17 protein-coding genes are annotated in these 21,843 nt (G+C 69.7%); 7 read left to right on the top strand and 10 right to left on the bottom strand.

Annotation, left to right across the window (positions count from 1 at the left end):
- Nucleotides 1-118 precede the first annotated feature (118 nt).
- Nucleotides 119-904: an FG-GAP repeat domain-containing protein gene (locus ACZ6CL_RS38305; protein WP_468945010.1), complete on the top strand. Its 786-nt coding sequence runs from the start codon at nt 119-121 to the stop codon at nt 902-904.
- 16 nt (nt 905-920) lie between these two features.
- Here ACZ6CL_RS38305 and ACZ6CL_RS38300 read toward each other — a convergent pair whose 3' ends face one another.
- Complete coding sequence (locus tag ACZ6CL_RS38300; RefSeq protein ID WP_468945034.1) at nt 921-1,895, bottom strand: multicopper oxidase domain-containing protein; 975 nt, start codon at nt 1,893-1,895, stop codon at nt 921-923.
- A 222-nt stretch (nt 1,896-2,117) separates the two neighbouring features.
- Here ACZ6CL_RS38300 and ACZ6CL_RS38295 point away from each other — a divergent pair, with 222 nt between their 5' ends.
- Both ACZ6CL_RS38295 and ACZ6CL_RS38290 read left to right on the top strand, forming a co-directional pair.
- Complete coding sequence (locus ACZ6CL_RS38295; RefSeq protein WP_468945007.1) at nt 2,118-4,622, top strand: ThuA domain-containing protein; 2,505 nt, start codon at nt 2,118-2,120, stop codon at nt 4,620-4,622.
- A 56-nt stretch (nt 4,623-4,678) separates the two neighbouring features.
- Nucleotides 4,679-6,838, top strand: coding sequence for an OmpL47-type beta-barrel domain-containing protein (locus tag ACZ6CL_RS38290; RefSeq protein WP_468945031.1), 2,160 nt, complete (start codon nt 4,679-4,681; stop codon nt 6,836-6,838).
- 170 nt (nt 6,839-7,008) lie between these two features.
- On the opposite strand, the gene recQ is transcribed toward ACZ6CL_RS38290, so the two are convergent.
- Nucleotides 7,009-8,880, bottom strand: coding sequence for a DNA helicase RecQ (gene recQ / locus ACZ6CL_RS38285; protein WP_468945004.1), 1,872 nt, complete (start codon nt 8,878-8,880; stop codon nt 7,009-7,011).
- Nucleotides 8,881-8,914: 34 nt separating this feature from the next.
- The gene (locus ACZ6CL_RS38280) at nt 8,915-9,490 is read right to left on the bottom strand and encodes a YceI family protein (RefSeq protein WP_468945002.1); all 576 of its coding nucleotides are present in this window, start codon (nt 9,488-9,490) and stop codon (nt 8,915-8,917) included.
- Nucleotides 9,491-9,744: 254 nt separating this feature from the next.
- On the opposite strand from ACZ6CL_RS38280, the gene ACZ6CL_RS38275 reads away from it, so the two are divergent.
- Nucleotides 9,745-10,305, top strand: coding sequence for a snapalysin family zinc-dependent metalloprotease (locus ACZ6CL_RS38275; RefSeq protein WP_468945000.1), 561 nt, complete (start codon nt 9,745-9,747; stop codon nt 10,303-10,305).
- 79 nt (nt 10,306-10,384) lie between these two features.
- Here ACZ6CL_RS38275 and ACZ6CL_RS38270 read toward each other — a convergent pair whose 3' ends face one another.
- On the bottom strand, nt 10,385-11,176 hold the full coding sequence (locus ACZ6CL_RS38270) for a DeoR/GlpR family DNA-binding transcription regulator (RefSeq protein ID WP_468944997.1): 792 nt from the start codon (nt 11,174-11,176) through the stop codon (nt 10,385-10,387).
- 170 nt (nt 11,177-11,346) lie between these two features.
- On the opposite strand from ACZ6CL_RS38270, the gene ACZ6CL_RS38265 reads away from it, so the two are divergent.
- From ACZ6CL_RS38265 to ACZ6CL_RS38255, 3 genes are all read left to right on the top strand, one after another.
- Entirely contained in the window at nt 11,347-12,786 is a 1,440-nt protein-coding gene (locus ACZ6CL_RS38265; protein WP_468944995.1) for an Nramp family divalent metal transporter, read from the top strand.
- A gap of 8 nt (nt 12,787-12,794) precedes the next feature.
- Nucleotides 12,795-13,745 (top strand): phosphoglycerate dehydrogenase, encoded by a 951-nt coding sequence (locus tag ACZ6CL_RS38260; RefSeq protein WP_468944992.1) that lies wholly within the window; start codon nt 12,795-12,797, stop codon nt 13,743-13,745.
- A 69-nt stretch (nt 13,746-13,814) separates the two neighbouring features.
- A complete protein-coding gene (locus ACZ6CL_RS38255; RefSeq protein ID WP_468944989.1) occupies nt 13,815-14,585 on the top strand; it encodes an HpcH/HpaI aldolase family protein in 771 nt (256 codons plus the stop codon).
- 424 nt (nt 14,586-15,009) lie between these two features.
- Here ACZ6CL_RS38255 and rox read toward each other — a convergent pair whose 3' ends face one another.
- From rox to ACZ6CL_RS38225, 6 genes are all read right to left on the bottom strand, one after another.
- Entirely contained in the window at nt 15,010-16,437 is a 1,428-nt protein-coding gene (gene rox / locus ACZ6CL_RS38250) for a rifampin monooxygenase (protein WP_468944987.1), read from the bottom strand.
- 185 nt (nt 16,438-16,622) lie between these two features.
- On the bottom strand, nt 16,623-17,612 hold the full coding sequence (locus ACZ6CL_RS38245; protein WP_468944985.1) for a zinc-dependent alcohol dehydrogenase family protein: 990 nt from the start codon (nt 17,610-17,612) through the stop codon (nt 16,623-16,625).
- The gene (locus tag ACZ6CL_RS38240; RefSeq protein ID WP_468944982.1) at nt 17,609-18,487 is read right to left on the bottom strand and encodes a carbohydrate ABC transporter permease; all 879 of its coding nucleotides are present in this window, start codon (nt 18,485-18,487) and stop codon (nt 17,609-17,611) included. The genes ACZ6CL_RS38245 and ACZ6CL_RS38240 overlap by 4 nt, the downstream gene beginning before the upstream one ends.
- Nucleotides 18,484-19,449: a carbohydrate ABC transporter permease gene (locus ACZ6CL_RS38235; protein ID WP_468944980.1), complete on the bottom strand. Its 966-nt coding sequence runs from the start codon at nt 19,447-19,449 to the stop codon at nt 18,484-18,486. The genes ACZ6CL_RS38240 and ACZ6CL_RS38235 overlap by 4 nt, the downstream gene beginning before the upstream one ends.
- On the bottom strand, nt 19,442-20,797 hold the full coding sequence (locus tag ACZ6CL_RS38230; RefSeq protein WP_468944978.1) for an ABC transporter substrate-binding protein: 1,356 nt from the start codon (nt 20,795-20,797) through the stop codon (nt 19,442-19,444). The genes ACZ6CL_RS38235 and ACZ6CL_RS38230 overlap by 8 nt, the downstream gene beginning before the upstream one ends.
- 79 nt (nt 20,798-20,876) lie before the next feature.
- The gene (locus tag ACZ6CL_RS38225; protein ID WP_468944975.1) at nt 20,877-21,638 is read right to left on the bottom strand and encodes a DeoR/GlpR family DNA-binding transcription regulator; all 762 of its coding nucleotides are present in this window, start codon (nt 21,636-21,638) and stop codon (nt 20,877-20,879) included.
- Between the last annotated feature and the right edge of the window lie 205 nt (nt 21,639-21,843).

The following is a 21,843-nucleotide window of genomic DNA, read 5'->3' as shown; positions in this document are numbered from 1 at the left end:
GCTCAGCCGTCCTTTCCGGCCTATGGCGCACCACGCGGCGCGCACGGCACAACGGCCGCCCATAGCATCAACCCGGCTCTCGGGAGCCCCCGAGGGCATGAGGCAGGGAGACGTTTCTATGCGCGTCAAGAGAGCCATTGGTGTCGTCGCCCCCGCACTACTGGGCATGGTCCTCGCCTTCCCCGCAAGCGCGTCCGCCGCCGACTCGGGCTTGCGGGCCAATCCGTTCAGCGGGTTCGTCCTGCAGACCGGCACCCCCCTCCATGAAACCGACGACACGTTCGCGAGCCTGGTCGCCGACTGGGACCGGGACGGCCGTCCGGACCTCATCGAGGTCAAGAAGAGCGCGACGGGTACGAACTCGACCGAGGTCCACATTCTCTCGGGTGCGAGTAATTTCCAGCGGTTTGTGCTGCAGACGGGTACGGCGCTGCATGAGACCGATGGGTCGTTTGATTTCGCGGTGACGGACTGGGACCGGGACGGCCGTCCGGATCTGGCCGCCATCAAGAAGAGCGTGACGGGTACGAACTCGACCGAGGTCCACGTCCTCTCGGGCGCGAGCAACTTCCAGCGGTTCGTGCTGCAGACGGGTACGGCGCTCCACGAGACCGGCGCCACCTTCGACTTCGGGGTGGCGGACTGGGACAAGGACGGCCGTCAGGACCTGGTGGCCCTCAAGAAGAGCGCCACGGGTACGAACTCCACCGAGGTGCACGTGCTGTCGGCGGCGAGCAACTTCCAGCGGTTCGTGCTGCAGACCGGTACGGCGCTCCACGAGACCGACGCCACCTTCGACTTCGGCCTGGCGGACTGGAACCGCGACGGCACCTCCGACCTGTTCGCGGTGAAGAAGAGCAACACCGGCACCAACTCCACCGAAGTGCACGTCCTCGGCGGCTGACGCACCGGCGCGTGAGCTATGACCCGTGCCCCGCGGACAGGTGGTGCGGGTCGTAGCCCGGAATCGTGCCGTCCGGCTTGGCCACCAGGAAGAGTCCCGCCATCCCCATGTCGGAGTGGCTCTGGACGTGGCAGTGGTACATCCACGCGCCCGCGCCGGTGTTCTCCCCGGCGATGATCTGGAAGCCGAACGAGTCGGCCGGGCCGGTGATCTTGTTGTCGATGACCCGGCTCGGGTCGTCCGGCCCCTCCAGGAGGCCCGTGCGGTTGTCCGCCCAGCGATGACCGTGCATGTGGAACGTGTGGTAGTACTCGCCGTGCGTGATCATGATGATCTCGACGCGTTCGCCCACCGTCGCCCGGAACTCGGGCGCGTCATGGCCTGACTTGTTGTTGATCGTCATGTCGTTGAAGACGATGGTGAACTGCTTCTGCGGCAGGATGTCCCCCGCGCGGCGCACCACCACCGGCCCGTACAGCCCCTTGCGGAGGCCGATGGTGCCGTGCGGGGTGCCGACCGCGTGGTCGTGGTAGTGCCAGTAGCCCGCGCTGCCCGGCCGCCAGGTGCCGTCCGCGCGGGTGCCCGGGGCGTGGGTGCGCCAGGTGTACGTACGCGTCCCGCCCGGTTCCACGGCGCTCCGGTTGAGCTGGGTGCCGTCGCTGGCGGTGTCGTAGTCCAGGCCGTGCACATGGAGGCTCGCGGTGACGTCCATGGTGTTCTCGAACTCGATGTGCAGGGTGTCGCCCTCGGTCAGCTCGATCAGCGGGCCGGGGATGGACGCCTTGCCCTTCTCCAGGCCGTAGCCCATCTGCCCGTCCGGCAGTTCCTCCGCGTACAGCTTGATGCGGCGGACCGTGCCACCGGCCGCCGCCGTGGCCACGCGGCGCTTCGGGGCCTGCGCGGAGGCGGTGGAGGAGGAGAGGGGGCCGCCGATCGCGGCGGCGGCCGCGCCACCGGCGAGTAGCCGGCGGCTGAAGCCGCGTCTGGGAATGGTGCCGGGTGCGTCGCTCATCGCTCTCCCAACTCGGTGCGGCCGTTCTGGCGTTGCCATGCACACGTCCCCCGGGGATGGCATCACGGTAGCCGGACAAACCTCGTTCATCCACACTCAGGACAAAGTTCGTCGAGTTGCGGTCATAGCTATTGGCGGAGTGCGAAAAGGCGTCTAGCTTCCTTCGCGGTGTATCCGGTACCGGAGAGGGATGGGTTACTCATGCGGGATGAACCGTACCAAAAGCCCTCGGAAAGGCGTCGGCTGACGAAGCGTCGGCCGCGGAGGAGACGCGCGGCGTTGGCTGCCCTGCTGTTCGGGGCCGTCACCGCGACCATGCTCGGCGGCACCCCGGCCGCCGCCCGCCCCGATGAGCGCCCCCGGCTGGCGCTACCGTCCCCGCCGGGCGGCGACGACGTCAAGGTACTGGTGTTCCACGGCTCGGCCGGGGACGAGGCGCCGACCGTGGACGCCGGTATCGAGGCCATCGAACGCATCGGCAACCAGGGCCCGGCGGCGACCCGTTTCACGGTCGACGCCACCGCCGACCCCTCCGTCTTCACGGCCTCGAAGCTCGGCACGTACAACGCGGTCGTCTTCCTGACCGGCGCGGGCGATGTGCTCGACCCGGAGCAGGAAGCCGGGCTCGAAACGTACATGGAGGCGGGCGGCGGCTTCCTCGGCATCCATGACGCGGCCCGCAACGAGCCGTTCTCGGACTGGTTCACCGGTCTGATCGGCGCCCGCCCCGCCGACACCAGTCCGGCCACCGTGCAGCGGGCGGTCGTCGAGGTCGGCGACCGCGCCCACCCGGCCACCAAGGACCTGCCGCTGGAGTGGAAGCGTCCCGACACCTGGCTCAACTGGAAGACGAACCCCTCCGGCCAGGTGCACACCGTCGCCCGGGTCCGGGAGAGCAGCTACCAGCCGGGCAGCGGCGCCAACGGCTGGGACCACCCCGTCTCCTGGTGCCGCGACTACGACGGCGGCCGGTCCTTCTACACCGGAATGGGCGGCACCGCGGCCGGGTTCCGGGAGGCGGACTTCCGCACCCATCTGCGCGGCGCGCTGCTGTGGACCACCCGCCTCGTGCGCGCCGACTGCCAGGCCACCATCACCGCCAACTACAAGGCCGAGCGGGTCACCAAGCCCAACCAGCCCGGTCAGTCGGACCAGATCGGCGAGCCGCACGGCCTGGTCACCGCCCCGGACGGCCGGGTGCTCTACATCGGCCGCGGCGGCGGCGACAACAGCGCGCCCGTCGTCACCGACTGGAACGACCCCGACATCGGCAAGGGTCAGGGCCAGATCCATGTCTATGACCCCAAGACCGGCAAGGTGACGCTCGCGGGCGCGCTCACCGTCTTCGGCAACAAGGGAGGCGGCGATGAGCTGATCAAGAACGAGGAGGGGCTGCTCGGCATCGAGCTGGACCCCGACTTCCTCACCAACGGCTGGGTGTATCTGCACTACACGCCGCACTCCAAGATCAACCGTGATACCCGCATGGCCGAGCGCCGGGTCTCCCGCTTCACCCTGAACCTCAAGACCGACCGGCTCGACCTCGGCTCCGAGAAGGTGCTGCTGTCCTGGCCGGTGCAGATCCACAGCTGCTGCCACGCGGGCGGCGGCATGGCCTGGGACTCCCGGCGCAACCTCTACATCGCCACCGGTGACAACAACTCCTCCCAGTTCAGCGGGGGTTACTCGGGCAACAACCCGCAGCCGAACTACAAGGGCGTGTCCTTCGCCGATGCCCGCCGCACCGCCGGGAACACCAACAACCTCAACGGCAAGATCCTGCGGATCCACCCCGAGGCCGACGGCACCTCCACCCTCCCCGAGGGCAATCTCTTCACCGGCAAGGAACCCGACGAGGGCGGCGGCAAGACCCGCGGCGAGATCTACGTGATGGGGGTGCGCAACCCGGCCCGGATCTTCGTCGACAAGCAGACCGACACCCTCTACGCGGGCTGGGTCGGCCCCGACGCGGGTGAGCCCAGCACCACCTGGGGCCCCGCCAAGTACGACACGTTCGCCGCCATCACCAAGGCGGGCAACCACGGGTGGCCGTACTGCATGGGCAACAAGCAGCCGTACCGCGACCGCAATCTCCCCGATCCCAGCAAGCCGCTGGGCTGGTACGACTGCGACGCCCCCAAGAACGAGTCGCCCAACAACAACGGCCTGGTGAACCTGCCGCCGGTCACCGGGAACACCATCTGGTACTCGCCCCAGGGCGGAGCCCCCGACTATCCGCGCGACGCCGACGGCATCCCCAGCTACAAGGCCTCGGAGGCCAAGCTCCTGCTGCCCTGGCTCAAGGGCGGTGGCCAGGCCACCATGAACGGACCGGTCTACCGGTTCGACGAGACCAGCAACAGCGCCACCAAGTGGCCCGCGTACTGGGACGGCAAGTGGTTCGTCGGCGACTTCTACGACGCCGACCAGCCGCGCCACGCGGTGGTGACCGACCCGAAGACCGTCGGCAAGGGCGGGCTGCCCGTACACGCCGAATCCCTCAAGAAGATCATCCCGGTCGGCGCCGACGGCATTCGCAACCTCATGGACTGGAAGTTCGCCCGGGACGGCTCGCTCTACGTCCTCGACTACGGGCGCGGCTTCTTCACCTCCGACGCCAAGTCGGCGCTGTGGCACATCACCTACAAGGGCGGCGAGCCCACCCCGCTCGCCAAGGACGTGGCCAGGAAGGCGGAGCAGCGGTGAGACGACGGCGATCCAAACCCTCCAGACCGTGGACGGCGCTGTTCGCCGCGCTGCTCATGGCCCTCGGCCTGACCTCGGGACTCTCCACGGCCACGGCCGCGTCCGGCAAGGACACCGGCAAGCAGGCGGTCCAGCAGACCCTGACCTGGACCGCGGGTGACGACATCACCAAGTACGTCTCGGCGCCCGCCACGGCGGTGGCCGGGAAGACCACCATCGTCTTCGAGAACAGCACCGCCACCGGCAACACCATGGGCATGCCGCACACCCTCACCTTCGATGTGTCGGATCCCGAGTACAACAACGACGTCCCGCTGAACATCCTCGCCAACCCCTCCGACGACAGCGGCGGCAAGCACACCGCCGAGGTCACCCTCACCCCCGGCCGCTACCGCTACTACTGCACCATCCCCGGACACGGCCAGATGCAGGGCATCCTCGTGGTCACCGAGGACGGCGGGGGCGAGGACACCACGCCGCCCGCGACCTCGGCGAAGGTCGAGGGCGAGCAGGACGCGGACGGCGCGTACATCGGCATGGCCACGGTCGCGGTGTCCGCCACCGACGCGGACTCGGGCGTGGACCGGATCGAGTACGCGGTGGGGGACGGGGCGTTCCAGCCGTACACCGCCCCGGTGATGGTGCACGAGGTGGGCACGCACACCGTCCGCTACCGGGCCACCGACAAGGCGGGGAACACCTCCGAGGTGAAGTCGGCGGAGTTCCGTGTGGTGGCCCCGCCGACGGACGACAAGACACCGCCCGAGACCTCCGCGACGGTGTCCGGAAAGCAGGGCCCGAACGGTGACTACTACGACACGGCCACCGTCACCATTTCGGCATCCGACACCGGATCCGGCGTCAACACCATCGAATACGCCCTGGACGGCGGCGACTTCACGAAGTACACCGCCCCGGTGACGGTGAACACCCGCGGTTCCCACACGGTGCGCTACCGCGCCACCGACCGGGCGGGGAACACCTCCGAGGCGAAGTCGGTGGCCTTCTCCGTGGTCGCGCCGCCGAGTACGGACACCACCCCGCCCGAGACCACCGCGAAGGCGGAAGGCACCAAGAACTCGGACGGCAACTACCTCGGCAGCGCCAAGGTGACCATCACCGCCACCGACACCGGGTCCGGAGTGGCGAAGACCGAGTACTCCCTCGACGGCGGCCCCTACCTCGCGTACTCCACCCCCGTCGTCGTCGACCGGGTCGGCCGCCACACCATCGCCCACCGCGCGACCGACAAGGCCGGAAACACCTCGGCGCCCCGGCAGCTCGCGTTCACCGTGGACCAGGGCGGGGGCGTGCCCGCCCCCGTGTGCCCCGAGTGGGACGAGCGGCTCACCGTGATCGTCGGTACGGTCGACACCGGCGTCCCCAACCGCATGACCCGCGGCCGCTGCACCATCAACGAGCTGATCGAGGACGAGAAGGACTGGTCTTCGCACGCCCTCTTCCTGAAGCACGTCGCCTCGGTGACCGGCAAGCTGCTCTCCGACGGTGTCATCGACCAGCGCGAGAACGAGGCCATCAAGGCGGCCGCCGATGAGTCCGGGATCGGCAAGCCCGGCCAGAGCGCGGGCTACCGCGACCTCTTCGACGGTACGAAGGAGTCGTTCGAGAAGTGGCAGCACGTGGGCGGCGGCGCCTTCGGGCTGAACGCTGATGGCACCATGACCAGCAGCTCCACGGTTGACGGCATGGGCATGCTGTGGTTCCCGCGGCGCACCTACGACGACTTCTCGCTGAAGCTGCAGTTCCGTGACGACGCCCCGGGGACCGGCAACGCCAACAGCGGCGTCTTCGTCCGCTTCCCCGATGTCAACGGCCACCCCGAGGAGTCCCGCCCGGAGTGGGTCGCCATCAAATACGGGCACGAGGTGCAGATCAACGACCGCCCCGACGGCGACATGTACAAGACGGGCTCGATCTACGGCTTCGACCGCGTCGGGCTGGGCGGCGCGGGTGTGACGCCCAAGGGCAGCTGGAACGACTACGAGATCCGGGTGGTCGGCCAGCACTACTCGATCTACCGCAACGGCGTGCTGATCAACGAGTTCGAGAACGCCGGGGGCCAGGACTTCACCCCGCCGCGCTCGGACGACCCGGGCACCGACGGCCGCCGGTTCGCCTCCGGATACATCGGTCTGCAGACCCACAGCACCGGCGATGTGGTCTCGTTCCGCAACATCCGGATCCAGGAGCTGTAGCCGGGCCCCGGGACGGTCCGGAGGAAGGTAAGTGGCCGCCGGAGTACCCCAGTCCCCGGCGGCCACCGTCACCCCGAGGTTACCCGAGGTAATACTCGGCGGTAACCCTTGTACTCACGACATGCCAAAGCCCTGCCCCGACCAGCGGGGCAGGGCTTCGGCTTCCGGCGTCAGGACGCGAGGGTGTCCAGGATCTGCTGCCCGTACTTGAGCAGCTTGTTCTCGCCGACCCCGTTCACCGCGCCCAGTTCGTCCAGCGTCGAGGGAACGGCGGTCGCGATCTCGCGCAGCGTCGCGTCGTGGAAGATCACGTACGCGGGCACACCCTGCTCCTTCGCGGTCGCCGCCCGCCAGGCGCGCAGCCCCTCGAAGACCGGCACCGCCTCCTCGGGGAGATCGACCGCGGCCTTGCGGGACTTCGACGACCCGGACGCACCCGCCTTCGCCGACTTCCCGGCGCGAACCTTCTCGGGCTCGCGCCGCAGCCGTACCTCGCGCTCCCGCCCCAGTACCTCGGCACTCGCGTCGGTGAGCACCAGCGTGCCGTAGTCGCCCTCGACGCCGATCAGCCCCTGGGCCAGCAGCTGCCGCACCACACCGCGCCATTCGGCCTCGCGCAGCTCGGTGCCGATGCCGAACACCGAGAGCGCGTCATGGTCGAACTGGATGACCTTGGCCGTCTTCTTGCCGAGCAGGATGTCGATCACCTGTCCGGCGCCGAACTTCTGGTTCCGCTCCCGCTTGAGCCGGACCACCGTCGACAGCAGCTTCTGCGCGGGGATGGTGCCGTCCCAGGACTCCGGGGGCGTCAGACACGTATCGCAGTTGCCGCACGCGGTGCTCTGCTGGCCGAAGTAGGCGAGCAGCTGGATCCGGCGGCATTCGACGGTCTCGCACAGCGCGAGCATCGCCTCCAGGTGCTGGCCCAGCCGCCGCCGGTGGGCGTCGTCGCCCTCGGACGTGTCGATCATCTTCCGCTGCTGGATGACGTCCTGCAGCCCGTAGGCCAGCCAGGCGGTGGACGGCAGCCCGTCGCGCCCGGCGCGGCCCGTCTCCTGGTAGTAGCCCTCGACGGACTTCGGCAGATCCAGATGAGCGACGAAGCGCACGTCCGGCTTGTCGATGCCCATGCCGAACGCGATCGTCGCCACCACGACCAGACCGTCCTCCCGCAGGAAGCGCGCCTGGTGCTCGGCGCGGGTCGCGGCGTCCAGGCCCGCGTGGTACGGGACCGCCTCGATTCCGTTGCTCACCAGGAACTCGGCCGTCTTCTCCACCGAGGCGCGGGAGAGGCAGTAGACGATTCCGGCGTCGCCCGGGTGCTCGGCGCGCAACAGCTCCAGCAACTGCTTCTTCGGCTCGTTCTTCGGGGCGATCCGGTACTGGATGTTGGGGCGGTCGAAGCTCGCCACGAAGTGGTGGGCGTCCTGGAGCTTCAGCCGGGACGCGATCTCGCCGTGGGTGGCCTCGGTGGCGGTCGCGGTCAGCGCGATCCGGGGCACGGTGGGCCAGCGCTCGTGCAGTTCGGACAGGGCCAGGTAGTCGGGCCGGAAGTCGTGCCCCCACTGGGCCACACAGTGCGCCTCGTCGATGGCGAACAGCGAGACCGTGCCCCGGTCCAGCAGCCGCAGCGTGGACTCCACGCGCAGCCGCTCGGGAGCGAGATACAGCAGGTCCAGCTCGCCCGCGAGGAACTCGGCCTCGACCAGCCGCCGCTCGTCCAGGTCCTGGGTGGAGTTGAGGAACCCGGCCCGCACGCCGAGGTTCCGCAGGGCGTCGACCTGGTCCTGCATCAGCGCGATCAGCGGTGAGATGACGACCCCGACGCCCTTCCGGACGAGCGCGGGGATCTGGTAGCACAGCGACTTGCCGCCGCCGGTCGGCATCAGGACCAGTGCGTCACCACCGGCTATGACATGCTCGATGATCTCCTGCTGGCCTCCCCGGAACGCGTCATAGCCGAAGACGCGGTGCAGCACGCGCAGGGCTTCGCTGCCATCGGGGCCGTTAACGACATCGGGTCCGTTTTCGGGAAGAGCCATTCGGCGATTCTAGGGGGCCCGCGAGGGGCCCTGGTCAACGGCGGGTGAACCGCGCGGTGACGGCCAGCGCGGCGGGGCCCGGCATCATCCCCAGCCGGTTGAGGCCCATGCCGAAGTCGCCGCGGTTGATCTCGACGTCGGCGGTGAGGGTGGCCGCGTCGGCGGTGGCCTCGGTGAGCCGCGCCGGGAAGGACAGGGGGCGGGTGTTGCCCAGGATGGTCATCTCACCGTCGATCCGGACGGCGGCGCCCTCGCCGGGCACCGCGCCCGAGACCACGAAGACGATCTCGGGGTGGCGGTCCGCGTCGAGGAAGTCCTTGCTGCGCAGATGGGTGTCGCGCTTGGCGTTCTGGGTGTCCAGCGACGTGGCGTCGATGGTCAGGGTGCCCCGTGCGGAGCCGTCTGCTAATACCTCGCCCTCCCCGGTGACGCCCGTGAAGACGCCGTTCACGGTGGTCAGTCCCCAGAACGTCTTGTGCCGGACGCGGACCGTCGTTCCGGCCGGGTCCAGGACCCAGCGGCCCGCCCCGACGGCGGAGGGGGAGACAGGGGTGCGGGTGGTGTCGGCGGCGTCCGCCATGGCGATCACGTCCTCGAAGAGTGTGGGCACGTTGCCCAGCAGCTTACGGAGAAGACACGGCGCGGCGGGAGAGCCCGGACGGCCAGATCTGCGAACCGCCGCCGTGTGCCCCGATGGACCGATGCCCTGCCCCGATGGGCCGACCTCGATGGGCCGGACCCCGGTGTGACGTGGCGACAGGGGAGCGGGTTGGATAGAGGCGGGCGTGGGCACAGTGGCGATGGAGACATGACGGTTCGTCATGCCCGCGTCCAAATGGATCCTTTCCCCACGAGGAGGCCCATGTGACATCCAGAAGGCTCGTCCGCGCTCTGCCCGCCGCCGTCGCGGCGGTGTTCGCCCTGGCAGGTGGTCAGGCGGTGGCCGCTCCGGCGTCCGCCGCCACCGCGCCCACTGCCACCGCCGCGCGCGTGGTCACCTATGACGCGGGCGGAGCCGCCGAGTTCAAGGACGCCGTGACCAAGGGCGCGGCGGTCTGGAATCAGAGCGTGAAGAACGTTCAGCTCAAGCCGGTCGCCTCCGGTCAGCGGGCCAACCTGCGCATCGTCGCCGACAACGGCTGGCCCCGCGCCTCGGTCACCGCCCTGGGCAGCGGCACGATCTACTTCGGACGGCAGGCCGTGAACGAGGGCCACAACACCGTGCGGATCGCTTCGCACGAGATGGGCCACATCCTGGGCCTGCCCGATGTGAAGCCGGGGCCCTGCTCCAGCCTGATGTCCGGCGCCAGCGCCGGTACGTCCTGCACCAACGCCAACCCCAACGCGGCCGAGAAGGCGGAGGTCGAGGACGCCTTCGCGCTCCTCGAGGCGTCCGGCGCGACGGCGGGTACGTACAAGGACTGACCGGTAGGGACTGACCGGTCAGGACTGACCGGGAACGGGTGGGCCGGGAGCGTACTCCCGGTCCACCCGTTCGCCGTCCTCACACGGTGATGACCTCCGTGTCGGGGAGGGCGCGGAACGGTGCCAGCTGGTCATCGGTGGCGCCGCTGTCGGTGACCAGCGTCCACGGCCGGTCCAGCGGGGCCCACGCGGAGAACGGGGACTCGCCGAGCTTGCTGCTGTCGGCGAGTACGTACACCTCCCGGCCGCGGTCGGCCATCATCTCCTTCAGCGAGGTCTGCTGCAGACTGGCCTCGCAGATCCCGCGCCGCGCGTCGAGCCCGTCGGCGCCCAGGAAGACCTTGTCCGCGGTGAGCCGGGACAGGGTGAGTTCGGCGAGCGGCCCGACGAAGCCCTGGCTGACGTGGCGCAGCGTCCCGGCGAGCGTGATCAGCTCGATGCCGTCGACCTCCGCCAGTGCGCGCAGCGCGGTCAACCCGCTGGTGATCACGGTGAGTTCGGTACGGGCCCGCAGGTGGTGGGCGAGCCGTCCGGTGGTGGTGCCCGCGTCCAGGATGACGGTGTCGCCCTGCGCGATCCGCGCGGCCGCCCACCGTCCGATGCGGTCCTTCTCGGCGACCGCGAGCCCGCTGCGCTGCCCGAGCGTCGGCTCGGGGGTGTGCCCCGCGTTCATCGCGCCGCCGTAGGTGCGGGCGATGGTGCCCTGCTCGGTGAGCAGGGCGAGGTCCCGCCGGATGGTGGAGGGGGTCACCTCCAGTGAGCGCGCCAGTTCCTCGACGACGACCGTGCCATCGGTCCGGATCGTGCGGGCGATCAGTTCCCGGCGGTCAGCGGCGCGCAGCCGCCGCTGACCTTCCCCGTTGGACGTCATTTTCGCCTGCCATCCTCTCCGCGACTCTCCGCGACTCTGCGTGATTGGTGGAGCACCCTATCAGTCTGCGCATTCCGCGCTGTTTCATCGCGGACATTGCCCAGACTCTTGCGCGTTACGTGCATGCATGCGAGCGTTCCGCTCACAACGCGCATGTAACGGGAGGGTCCATGAAGGCCGAGAGTGTGCCGGTCGACGTCGGAACGGCGGACAGCGAACCCGCGTCCGACGATCCGTACGCACTGCGGGCGGGCGACGTCCTGGAGCCGCCGAGCGACCTCAAGGGCACCGCCAAACGCCTCGGGCCCGGCATGATCCTCTCTGCGGCGGTGGTCGGCTCCGGTGAGCTGATCACCACCACCTCGCTCGGCGCCAAGGCCGGATTCGTCCTGCTGTGGCTGGTGATCGCGAGCGCGCTGGTCAAGGTGTGGGTGCAGATGGAACTGGCCCGCTGGACCATCCTCACCGGCAAGACCGCGCTGGCCGGATACAGCCAGGTCGGCCCCAAGGTCGGCCGGGTCGGCTGGATCAATGTGCTGTGGATCCTGATGGACTTCGCCAAGATGCTCCAGCGCGGCGGCATGATCGGCGGCACCGCGGCGGCGTTCAGCATCCTCGCCCCGATCGGCGGCGGCGATGCGCTCGGCCACACCTCGCTCACGGCGTGGACCGTGATCGTGGTCGTCTCCGTCGTCGCGCTGATGTACACCAACCGCTACGGGTTGGTGGAGAAGGCCGGGTTCATCACCGTCGTGATCTTCACGCTCTCCACGGTCGCCCTCGCCGTCGGACTGCCCTGGACCGAATTCCCGTACAGCGGTGGGGACTTGGGCTCCGGACTGACCCTCTCCATCCCGGCGGGCACGCTCGGCTTCGCCGTCGCCATGTTCGGCATCACCGGCGTCGGCGCCGACGAGATGACCACGTACACGTACTGGTGTCTGGAGAAGGGCTACGCGCGCTGGACCGGCCCGGACGACGGCACCGAGGCGCGGGCCAAGCGCGCCGAGGGCTGGATCCGGGTCATGCGGACCGACGCCCTCGTCTCCTGGCTGATCTGCACCCTGTGCACGCTGTCCTTCTACATCATCGGCGCGGCCATCCTGCACCGGCAGGGCCTGGTGCCCGAGGGCAACGAGATGATCAGCACGCTGTCCCGGATGTACACGGACACCCTCGGGCCCTGGGGCAAGTACCTCTTCCTGGCCGGAGCCATCGCCGTCCTCTACTCGACGATCATCGCCTCCACCGCGAGCGTGCCCCGGCTGTGGACCAACACCCTCGGCCTGCTCGGGCTGCTCGACTGGAAGAACGTCACGACCCGGCAGCGCACCATCCGGGTGCTCACCGTCGTGCTGCCGCCGCTGTGGGCCGCCTGCTACCTCTTCGTCCAGGAGCCGGTGCTGATGGTGCAGGCCGGTGGCATCGCGGGCGGCATCTTCCTGGTCGCGGTCGTCATCGCCGTATGGCATCTGCGCACCGCCGAAGTGGCGCCGCGCTTCCGCCGCAACGCCGCGCTGAACTGCGCGCTCGTGCTGAGCAGCGCGGCCATCGGCGCACTCGGAATCTATTCGGTCCTCGATGTCTTCGGCCTCGGGGTGGGGAGTTGAGCCAGACCATGGGACACGACGTCCTGGTGACCACGCCGAGCTTCGGCCAGCACGCCCGAGCGCCCTGGGAGGTGTTCGAGCAGGCCGGAGTCCCGGTGCGCACCGCGCGCGCCGCCCATCCGCTGCGGGAGGCGCAGCTGATCGACGAGGCGGCGGGCGCGGACGCCCTCGTCGTCGGACTCGACCCCGTGACGGCGGCCGTCCTGGACGCCGCCCCCGGGCTGAAGGTCATCGCCAAGCACGGGGTCGGCACCGACAACATCGACCTCACCGCGGCCGCCGCGCACGGTGTCCGCGTGGTCAACGCGCCCGGCACCAACACCACCGCCGTCGCCGACATGGCCATGGCACTGCTGCTGGCCGCCGTACGCCGGATCGTGCCCGCGCACGCCTCCGTCACCGGCGGCGGCTGGGACCGCTTCTTCGGCCCCGAGCTGGCCGGGCGTACGCTCGGCATCGTCGGCTTCGGCCGGATCGGGCAGGCCGTCGCCCGGCGCGCCCGGGGCTTCGACATGGAGATCGTCGCGTACGACCCGCATCTGCCGGAGGCAGTCTTCGCCGAGCAGGGCGTGCCGTCCGTGACCTTCGACCAGCTCCTCGCCGGGGCCGACGCCATCACCCTGCACCTGCCGATGCCCACCGGCGGGCCGCTGCTCGGCCGTGCGCAGCTGGAAGCCATGAAACCCGGCTGCTGCGTGATCAATACGGCCCGGGGCGGGCTCGTCGACGAGGCCGCCCTCGCCGAGCTGCTGCACAGCGGACACATCGCGGCGGCCGGTATCGACGTGTTCGCCACCGAGCCCCCCGCCGGGAACCCGCTGCTCACGGCGCCGAACACGGTGCTCACCCCGCACTGCTCCGCCTTCACCCACCAGGCCAACGAGGCGATGGGCAGCGCCGTGGCCGCGGACGTGGTGCGGGTGCTGCGCGGCGAGGACCCGGTGAACGCCGTGGTGTGAGCCTCTTCGGAACGCCCTTCCCGTACGCCCCATCGACCCCACGAGAGAAAACGAGAGAAGCTTAAGAACATGAACACTTCCCCCGCCGACTTCGCGTCCCGCCTCCGCGCACGCCAGCGGATCCTCGGCTACTGGGTCGTCCTCGACAACCCCGTCGGCACCGAGCGGCTGGCCGGGCTGGGGTACGACTACGTCTGCGTCGACGCCCAGCACGGGCTGCTCGACTACAAGGGCACCCTCGGTGCGATGACCGCCATCGACGCGCGCGGCACCGCCGCCGGGATGGTGCGCGTCCCCGCCAACGACGGCTTCTGGATCGGCCAGGCCCTGGACGCGGGCGCCCGCGGCGTCATCGTCCCGCTGGTCAACACCGCCGAGCAGGCCGCCGCCGCGGTGAGCGCCTGCCGCTACCCTCCGCTCGGCGTCCGCAGCTACGGCCCGATGCGCTCCGGCCTGCGCGTGGGCCCCACCCCGGCCGAGGCGAACGAGCAGGTCGCCTGCATCGTGATGATCGAAACGGCGGAGGCGCTGGGCAACACGGCCGAGATCTGCGCGGCGGAGGGGCTGGACGGCGTCTACATCGGCCCCTCCGACCTCACGATCGCCCTCGGCGGGCGGACGTCCACGGACTCCGCGGTGGCGGAACGGTTCGACGCGGCCCTGGCCAAGGTCGCGCAGGCTGCGGAGGCGGCCGGGATCGCGGCCGGGATCCACTGCCCGGACGGCGCCACGGCGGCCAAGCGGCTGGCCCAGGGCTTTACGTTCGCCACGGTCAGCAGTGATTTGGTCCACCTGGAGCAGGCCGCCGCGGCCCACTTCCGCGACGCCAACGCTGGCTAGGCGCGGGGCTGTTTCCCCCACCCCGCCCCTCCCCGAAACCGGGGCCCCGCCCCGGCCCCCGGCCCCTGCCGACAGGGCCGGGGCACCACCGCACGCGGGGCGACGGCGGGGGACACCAGGCATGACGACGCCGAGCGGGCCCCGCGCGGTCAGGGGACGGGTGTGCTGAACCGGCGTGGCGTCGGGGTGGCGGCGACGAGCGGGCCGCGCCGGTTTCGGGGCGCAGTCGTGTGGTCAGGCGGCGGGGCTGCCGGACTAGCGTGGTGTGGGGACGGGCGGTGGCGGACTGGCACCCCGCCCGGTCGGACGTCAGCTGTGCGGTTGGCCGACCGGGGGCGGGACGGCGCGACGAACGGGCCCCGGTCGGGGCGCCAGCCGCGTGGTCGGTCGGCGGGGGCGCCCGGGCCGACTTTGGGGGCCGGGGTCAGGCGACCGGGGTGCCGAACCAGCGGGGCAGGTGGCTGAGCAGGTCCGTCTGGTCCTCGCCTGCCCAGGCCACGTGGCCGTCCGGGCGGAGTAGTACGGCCGGGGCGGTCAGTTCCTCGCTGATGTCGGCGACGTGGTCGATGCGGTCCGCCCAGCCTGCCACCGACAGGCGGCCGGTCTGGTCGAGGAGCAGGCCGCGGCCGTCGTGCATCAGCTCGTACAGGCGCCCCCGCTTCAGCGTCACGTCCCGCAGCCGCCTGCCGAGCAGTTCGTGGCCCTCGCCGAGGTCGTAGCGGACCGAGAGCGCACTGATCTTCTCGATCAGGTAGCGGTTGACGTCCTCGAAGTCCATCAGCTCCGCCACCAGGCGGCGCACTGCCTGGGCGCCCGGCTCGATGGACAGCAGTTCGGTCTGCGCGCGGGTGTTGTCCAGCACGGCGGCGGCCACCGGGTGCCGTTCGGTGTGGTAGCTGTCGAGCAGTCCGTCCGGCGCCCAGCCGTTGACCTCGGCGGCCAGCTTCCAGCCGAGGTTGAACGCGTCCTGGATGCCGAGGTTGAGGCCCATTCCGCCGGTCGGCGGGTGGATGTGTGCCGCGTCGCCCGCCAGCAGCACCCGGCCGACGCGGTAGCGCTCGGCCTGCCGGGTGGCGTCGCCGAAGCGGGAGAGCCAGCGCGGTGAGTGGGCGCCGAAGTCGGTGCCCGCGAGCGCGTGCACCCGTTGCTTCAGTTCGTCGAGGGCCAGTGGGGCCGTGCGGTCCTCGGCCAGCCCTTCGGCGGGCACGATGAGCCGGTACACCCCGTCGCCCATGGGCATGGTGCCGAACCGCTTGTGGGTCTTGCGGACTTCGGCCACCACGGCGGCCAGTTCCTCCGGCGGCACGGCCACTTCCACCTCGCCGAGCAGCGTCTCGGTCCTGCTGGGCTCGCCGGGGAAGCCGACGCCGAGCAGCTTGCGCACCGTGCTGCGGCCGCCGTCGCAGCCGACGAGGTAGCGCGAGCGCAGCCGGGTGCCGTCGGCCAGCTCGGCGGTCACCCCGTGCTCGTCCTGGCTCAGCCCGACCAGTTCGCGACCGCGCCGGATCTCGGCGCCGAGCCCGGTGGCGTGCTCGGCCAGCAGCCGTTCGGTGGTGCTCTGCGGGATGCCGAGGACGTAGGAATGCGCGGTGTCCAGCCGCTCGGGCCACGGCTTGTCGATGCCCGCGAAGAAGCCGCCGGTCGCGTATCGCGTGCCGAGCGCCAGGAACCGGTCCAGCAGACCGCGCTGGTCCATCATCTCGACGCTGCGCGCGTGGATGCCGAGCGCGCGGGACTGGCCGGTCGGCTCCGGCAGCTTCTCCAGCACGAGCACCCGCACACCGTGCAGCCGCAACTCGCCCGCCAGCATCAAACCGGCCGGTCCGCCGCCGGCCACGATCACGTCAATCATGAAACCCCCTACGTAGACACGTCGAACGATCGGCAATTCTGCGGGGGGACGGGGGCCTTGCCGCAAGGCCCCCGGTGCGCTATACGTTAAGAGTGGCGGGGAGTGGCTACGCCCCCCGCGCTCGCGACCAACGGTGATGGCCCAGGCCCCGTGGTGCGGGCCTGGGCCATCCATCGCGTTTACGGTTACGGCTCGACCACGATCTTGCGGCCCTGGCCGGACCGGAACTGCTCCAGCGCCTCGGGGTACTCGGCGAGCGGCATCCGGTGGCTGATGAAGATCTTCGGGTCGAGGACACCGGAGGCGAAGAGCCCGGCGGCGCGTTCGTAGCTGTGCAGTACCGCCATGGAGCCCGTGATGGTGATCTCCTGGTTGTAGATCTTGTACGGCTCGATGGTGGCCCGGGTCGCGTAGTCGGAGACCCCGAACTGCAGGAACGTGCCCGCCTTGGCGACGCGGCCCAGCCCGTCCTGGATGGCGGCCTGGTTGCCGGTGGCGTCGATGACCACGTCCCAGCCGCGCGGCTGGTCGAGTTCCTCGGCCGAGCCCGCGGCCCGGGAGCAGCCGAGGGTGGTGGCGGTGGACAGCCGCTCGGGGTTGATGTCGAGGACGTCGACGCTGGTGGCGCCGGTCCGCTTGGCCAGCTCCAGCATCATCAGCCCCATCGTGCCGGAACCGTAGATGAGCACTTCGGCGCCCAGGTTGCCGCTGAGGACGTCATAGCCGCGCACCGCGCAGGACAGCGGTTCGATGAGGGCCGCGTCGGCGGTGTCCACGTGCTCGGGGAGCTTGACGCAGTTGGCCACCGGCGCCACGGCGAACTCGGCGGCGCCACCGGGGACGCTGACCCCGATGGCGTTCCAGTTGTCGCACAGGTTGCCCCGGCCGATGCGGCAGTAGCGGCATTCGTGGCAGTGCAGGGAGGGGTCGACCGCGACCCGGTCGCCGACCGCCACCTCGGTGACGTCCTTGCCGATCCCCACGACCTCTCCGGCGAACTCATGGCCGGGCACGATCGGCAGAGTCGGTGCGAACTCCCCCTGCAGGATGTGCAGATCGGTTCCGCACAGCCCGCAGGCCGCCACGTCGACGACGACCTCGCGGGGCCCCGGGGCCGGATCCGCGACCGTGGCGACGGTGACCTTGCCGGGGGCTTCGATGACGGCGGCCCTCATTTGACTGCTCCTAGCGACAGGCCCTGGACCAGTTTGTCCTGGGCGGCGAACCCCGCGGCGAGCACCGGCAGGGAGATGACGATCGACGCGGCGCACACCTGGGCCAGGAACAGCCCCTGGCTGGTGACGAAGCCGGTCAGGAAGGCCGGTGCGGTCTGGGCGACCACGCCGGTGAGCACCTGGGCGAACAGCATTTCGTTCCAGCTGAAGATGAAGCAGATCAGCGAGGTGGCGGCGATGCCGGGACCGGCGATCGGGGCGACGACCCGCCACAGGATGGTCGTCAGCCGGGCTCCGTCCATCTGGGCGGCCTCGATGATGGACACGGGGATGTCGGCGAGGAAGGACTGCATCATCCACACGGCGATCGGCAGGTTCATCGACGTGTAGAGGATGACGAGCAGCCACACGTTGTCCAGGAAGCCGGTGTCCTTCGCGAACAAGTACACCGGCAGCAGCCCGGCCACCACCGGCAGCATCTTGGTGGACAGGAAGAAGAACATGACATCGGTCCACTTGCGTACCGGCCGGATCGACAGCGCGTACGCGGCCGGAAGCGCCAGCACCAGCACGAAGAGGGTCGAGAAGAGCGACGTTCCCACCGAGTTGAGCAGCGCGGGCCAGGGGCTGGCGCCGCCGTCCACGCCGAAGAACGCCTTGTAGCCGTCGAGGGTCAACGGGGCGGCCAGCGAGGGCGGGTTGGTGGCGGCGTCGCTCTCGGAGTGGAACGAGGTGAGCAGCATCCACAGCACCGGCAGGACGAACAGGATGCCGATGAACCAGGCCAGCAGGCCGAGCGCGGCACCGCGCCGCTTGGCCCGGCGGGCGCCCGGGGGAACCGCGGTGATGGTAGCGGGGGCGGTCAGGGTGGTCATGCGCGGGACGCCTCCTCACGGAAGAGGGACGACACCACGCGCAGCGCGAAGGTGGCGATGATGATCGTGCCGATCACGACCAGCACACCCGCCGCCGATGCCAGCCCGTACTCGTGGGCGTTGTAGAAGGTTTCGTAGATGGTGTAGGGGAGGTTGGCGGTGTCGAGCCCGCCACGGGTGAGGGTGAACACCGCGTCGAAGTTCTGCACGATGTAGATCGACCCCAGCAGGGTGCCCAGCTCAAGATAGCGCCGCAGATGGGGCAGGGTCAGAAAGCGGAAGATCTGCCAGGCGCCCGCGCCGTCCAGCCGGGCCGCCTCGATCATGTCCAGCGGGCGGCTCTGCAGCCCGGCCAGCAGGATGAGCATCATGAACGGGGTCCACTGCCAGATCAGAGACATCTCCACGGCCATCAGCGGCATGTCACTGAGCCATTCCGGCTGGGGCCCGCCCAGCCAGTTGAGGACACCGTTGAACAGCCCGTACTCGGGGTTGTACAGCGCATGCTTCCACAGCAGCGCCGAGGCCACCGGCACCAGCAGGAACGGCGCGATGAGCATCGTACGGACGAGCCCCCGGCCGCGGAACTTGCGGTCCAGCAGCAGCGCCAGCGCCAGCCCCAGCACCACGCTGAGGATGACCACCGTAGCGGTCAGCAGCACCGTGGTCAGGATCGACTCGCGCAGCGCCGGGTCGCTCGCCACCGTCTGATAGTTCTCCAGCCCCGCGAATTCACGATTGTCGGGGCGGAACGAGTTCCAGTCGAAGAGGGAGATCACCAGCGTCGCCACGAACGGCAGCTGGGTGACCACGATCAGGAAGATCAGCGCGGGCATCAGCGGTGCCCGGGTGGCCCACTCCCGCGCCCGGTTCCTCGCCGGCCGGGAGGCGTTACGGGACGAGGCGGCCACGGTCGGCGGGCGCTCGCCACGGACGGGGACCGCCGTTGTCGGATTACTCATCTCGGTACTCCTCGCCCACCTTCTCGGCCAGCTTCTGCGACTTCTTCAATGCCTCGTCGACGGACTGTTTCCCGGCGATGGCGGCGCTGATCTCCTGGGCCACCTTGGTGCCGAGATCGGCGAATTCGGGAATGTCGACGAACTGGATGCCGATGGTCGGCCGCTCCTGCACCCCGGGATCGCGCGGCTTGGCGCTGGTGATGGCCTTCCGGGTGACCTCGGAGAAGGCACCGGCGGAGTCGCGGTATTCCTGATTGGCGTAGGTGGAGGCCCGCTTGCCCGCGGGCACATTGGACCAGCCGAAGGTCTTGCCCACCAGCTTCTCGTACTCCTTGCTGGAGGCCCAGGAGATGAACTTCCACGCCTTGTCGGAGTTGCGTGAGGCCTTCTGGACGCCCCAGGCCCAGGTGTAGAGCCAGCCCGAGCTGTCGGTCTTCTCCACCGGCGCCTGGACGTACCCGATCTTGCCCTTGACGGGGGACTTGGCGCCCTCCAGCGAACCGGCGGCCGAGGTGGCGTCGTACCACATGGCGCTCTTGCCCTGGGTGAGGTTGTTGAGGCACTCGGCGAAACCGGACTGGGAGGCGCCCGCCTCGCCGTGCTTGCGCACCAAGTCGACATAGAACTTGGTCGCCTTGACGAACTCCGGCGAGGTCAGCTGGGCCTTCCAGTCCTTGGTGAACCAGGTGCCGCCGAAGGTGTTGACGACCGTCGTGAGCGGGGCCATCAGCTCGCCCCAGCCGGGCAGCCCGCGCAGACAGATGCCGTTCATGCCCTTGCGGGCGCCGTCGGCCTTGGCCGCGAGATCCGCCACCTGATTCCAGGTGGGCCGCGCGGGCATCTTCAGGTTCTTCTCGGCGAAAATGTCCTTGCGGTACATCAGGAACGACGACTCGCCGTAGAAGGGCTGGGCGTACAACTGGCCGTCACCGGCGGTCAGCGACTCCCGCATCGGCGGGAGAATGTCCTTCTGGTCGAATGCCTTGTCCTTGGCGACATGGTCGTCCAGCGGCATCAGCCAGCTGTTCTCGGCGTAGAACGGCACCTCGAAATTGCTGATGGTGGCGACGTCGTACTGCCCGGCCTGATTGGAGAAGTCCTGACTGATCTTGTCGCGGACATCGTTCTCCGGCAGCACCGTGAACTTGACCTTGATGCCCGTTTCCTTGGTGAAATGCTTAGCGGTCAGCTTCTGAAGATCCATCATCTGCGGGTTGTTCACCATCAGAACGTTGATGGTGTTGCCGCCGGAGCTGCCGCCGCCCATACCGGCGCACCCGGCGAGGAGCGCGCCCGCGGTCAGGGCCACGACCGGTATCCGGGCAGCACGAAGTGTCAGGACTGGCATGACGGGTCCAATCGGAGGGACGAGGGGAGGAGAGAAGGGGAGGGGGACGAAGGGAGGGGAAAAGAGGGGGACTTCGGGGTCAGACCCGGAGTATCTGCGGGCCCAGCAGCGAATACCGGTGGGCTTCGGTCACGGGCAGCCCGGTGTCGGTCACGATCGTCTCGAAGTCGGACACGTCCGCGAACCGGCAGAAGCTGACGGCGCCGAACTTGGTGTGCACCCCGGAGAACACCTTGCGCCGCGACACCCGGACCACCTGCGCCTTGACCTCGCTGACCGCCGGGTCGGGGGTGGTGAGCCCGTACTGCCGGGAGATGCCGTTGGCGCCGATGAACGCCAGGTCGATGACGAAGCCGGAGAGCATGTGGGTCGCCCAGTGGTCGACGGTGGCCATCGTGCCGCCGCGGACCCGGCCGCCCAGCAGCAGCACGGTGGTGTTCTCGCGACCGGCGAGCCCGCTCGCGGTCGCGAGGGACGCGGTGATCACGGTGAGCGGCCGGTCCCGGGGCAGGGCCTCGGCGATCAGCTGTGGGGTGAAGCCCTCGTCGATGTAGACCGTCTCGGCGTCGCCCAGCAGCTCGGCGGCCGCGGTCGCGATCCGCGACTTCTCCGGGACGTGCATGGTGGTGCGGAAGGCCAGGGTGGTCTCGAAACCGGCGCTCTCCACGGGGTACGCGCCGCCATGGGTGCGCCGGACCAGCCCGTGCTGCTCCAGCACCCGCAGGTCGCGGCGCACCGTCTCCTTGGACACCCCGAGGTCCGCGGCGAGCTTGCCGACGTCGACGACCCCGGCACGCCGCGCCATGTCGAGGATCTCCCGACGGCGTTCCTCCGCGTCCACACCGCATCACCTGCTTCTTTTCGGGCTTGGCGAGAAGTTTTACAAGCACGCGACGGGAGAGACCAGGCTTGACACGAGACGGATCATGACCGGATGTGCCCGTTTCACGAACGTTATCTCAGCAGGTCAGCCCGGGTGAGCCCAGGCTGGGTGAGGATCGCGGACGCCTGGATCGGCGCAGGTCGGGCCCGTTTCGTGCCCGATT

The organism is Streptomyces sp. NPDC041200, assembly GCF_055591805.1.
This window is presented reverse-complemented; position numbering and strand designations above follow the sequence as displayed.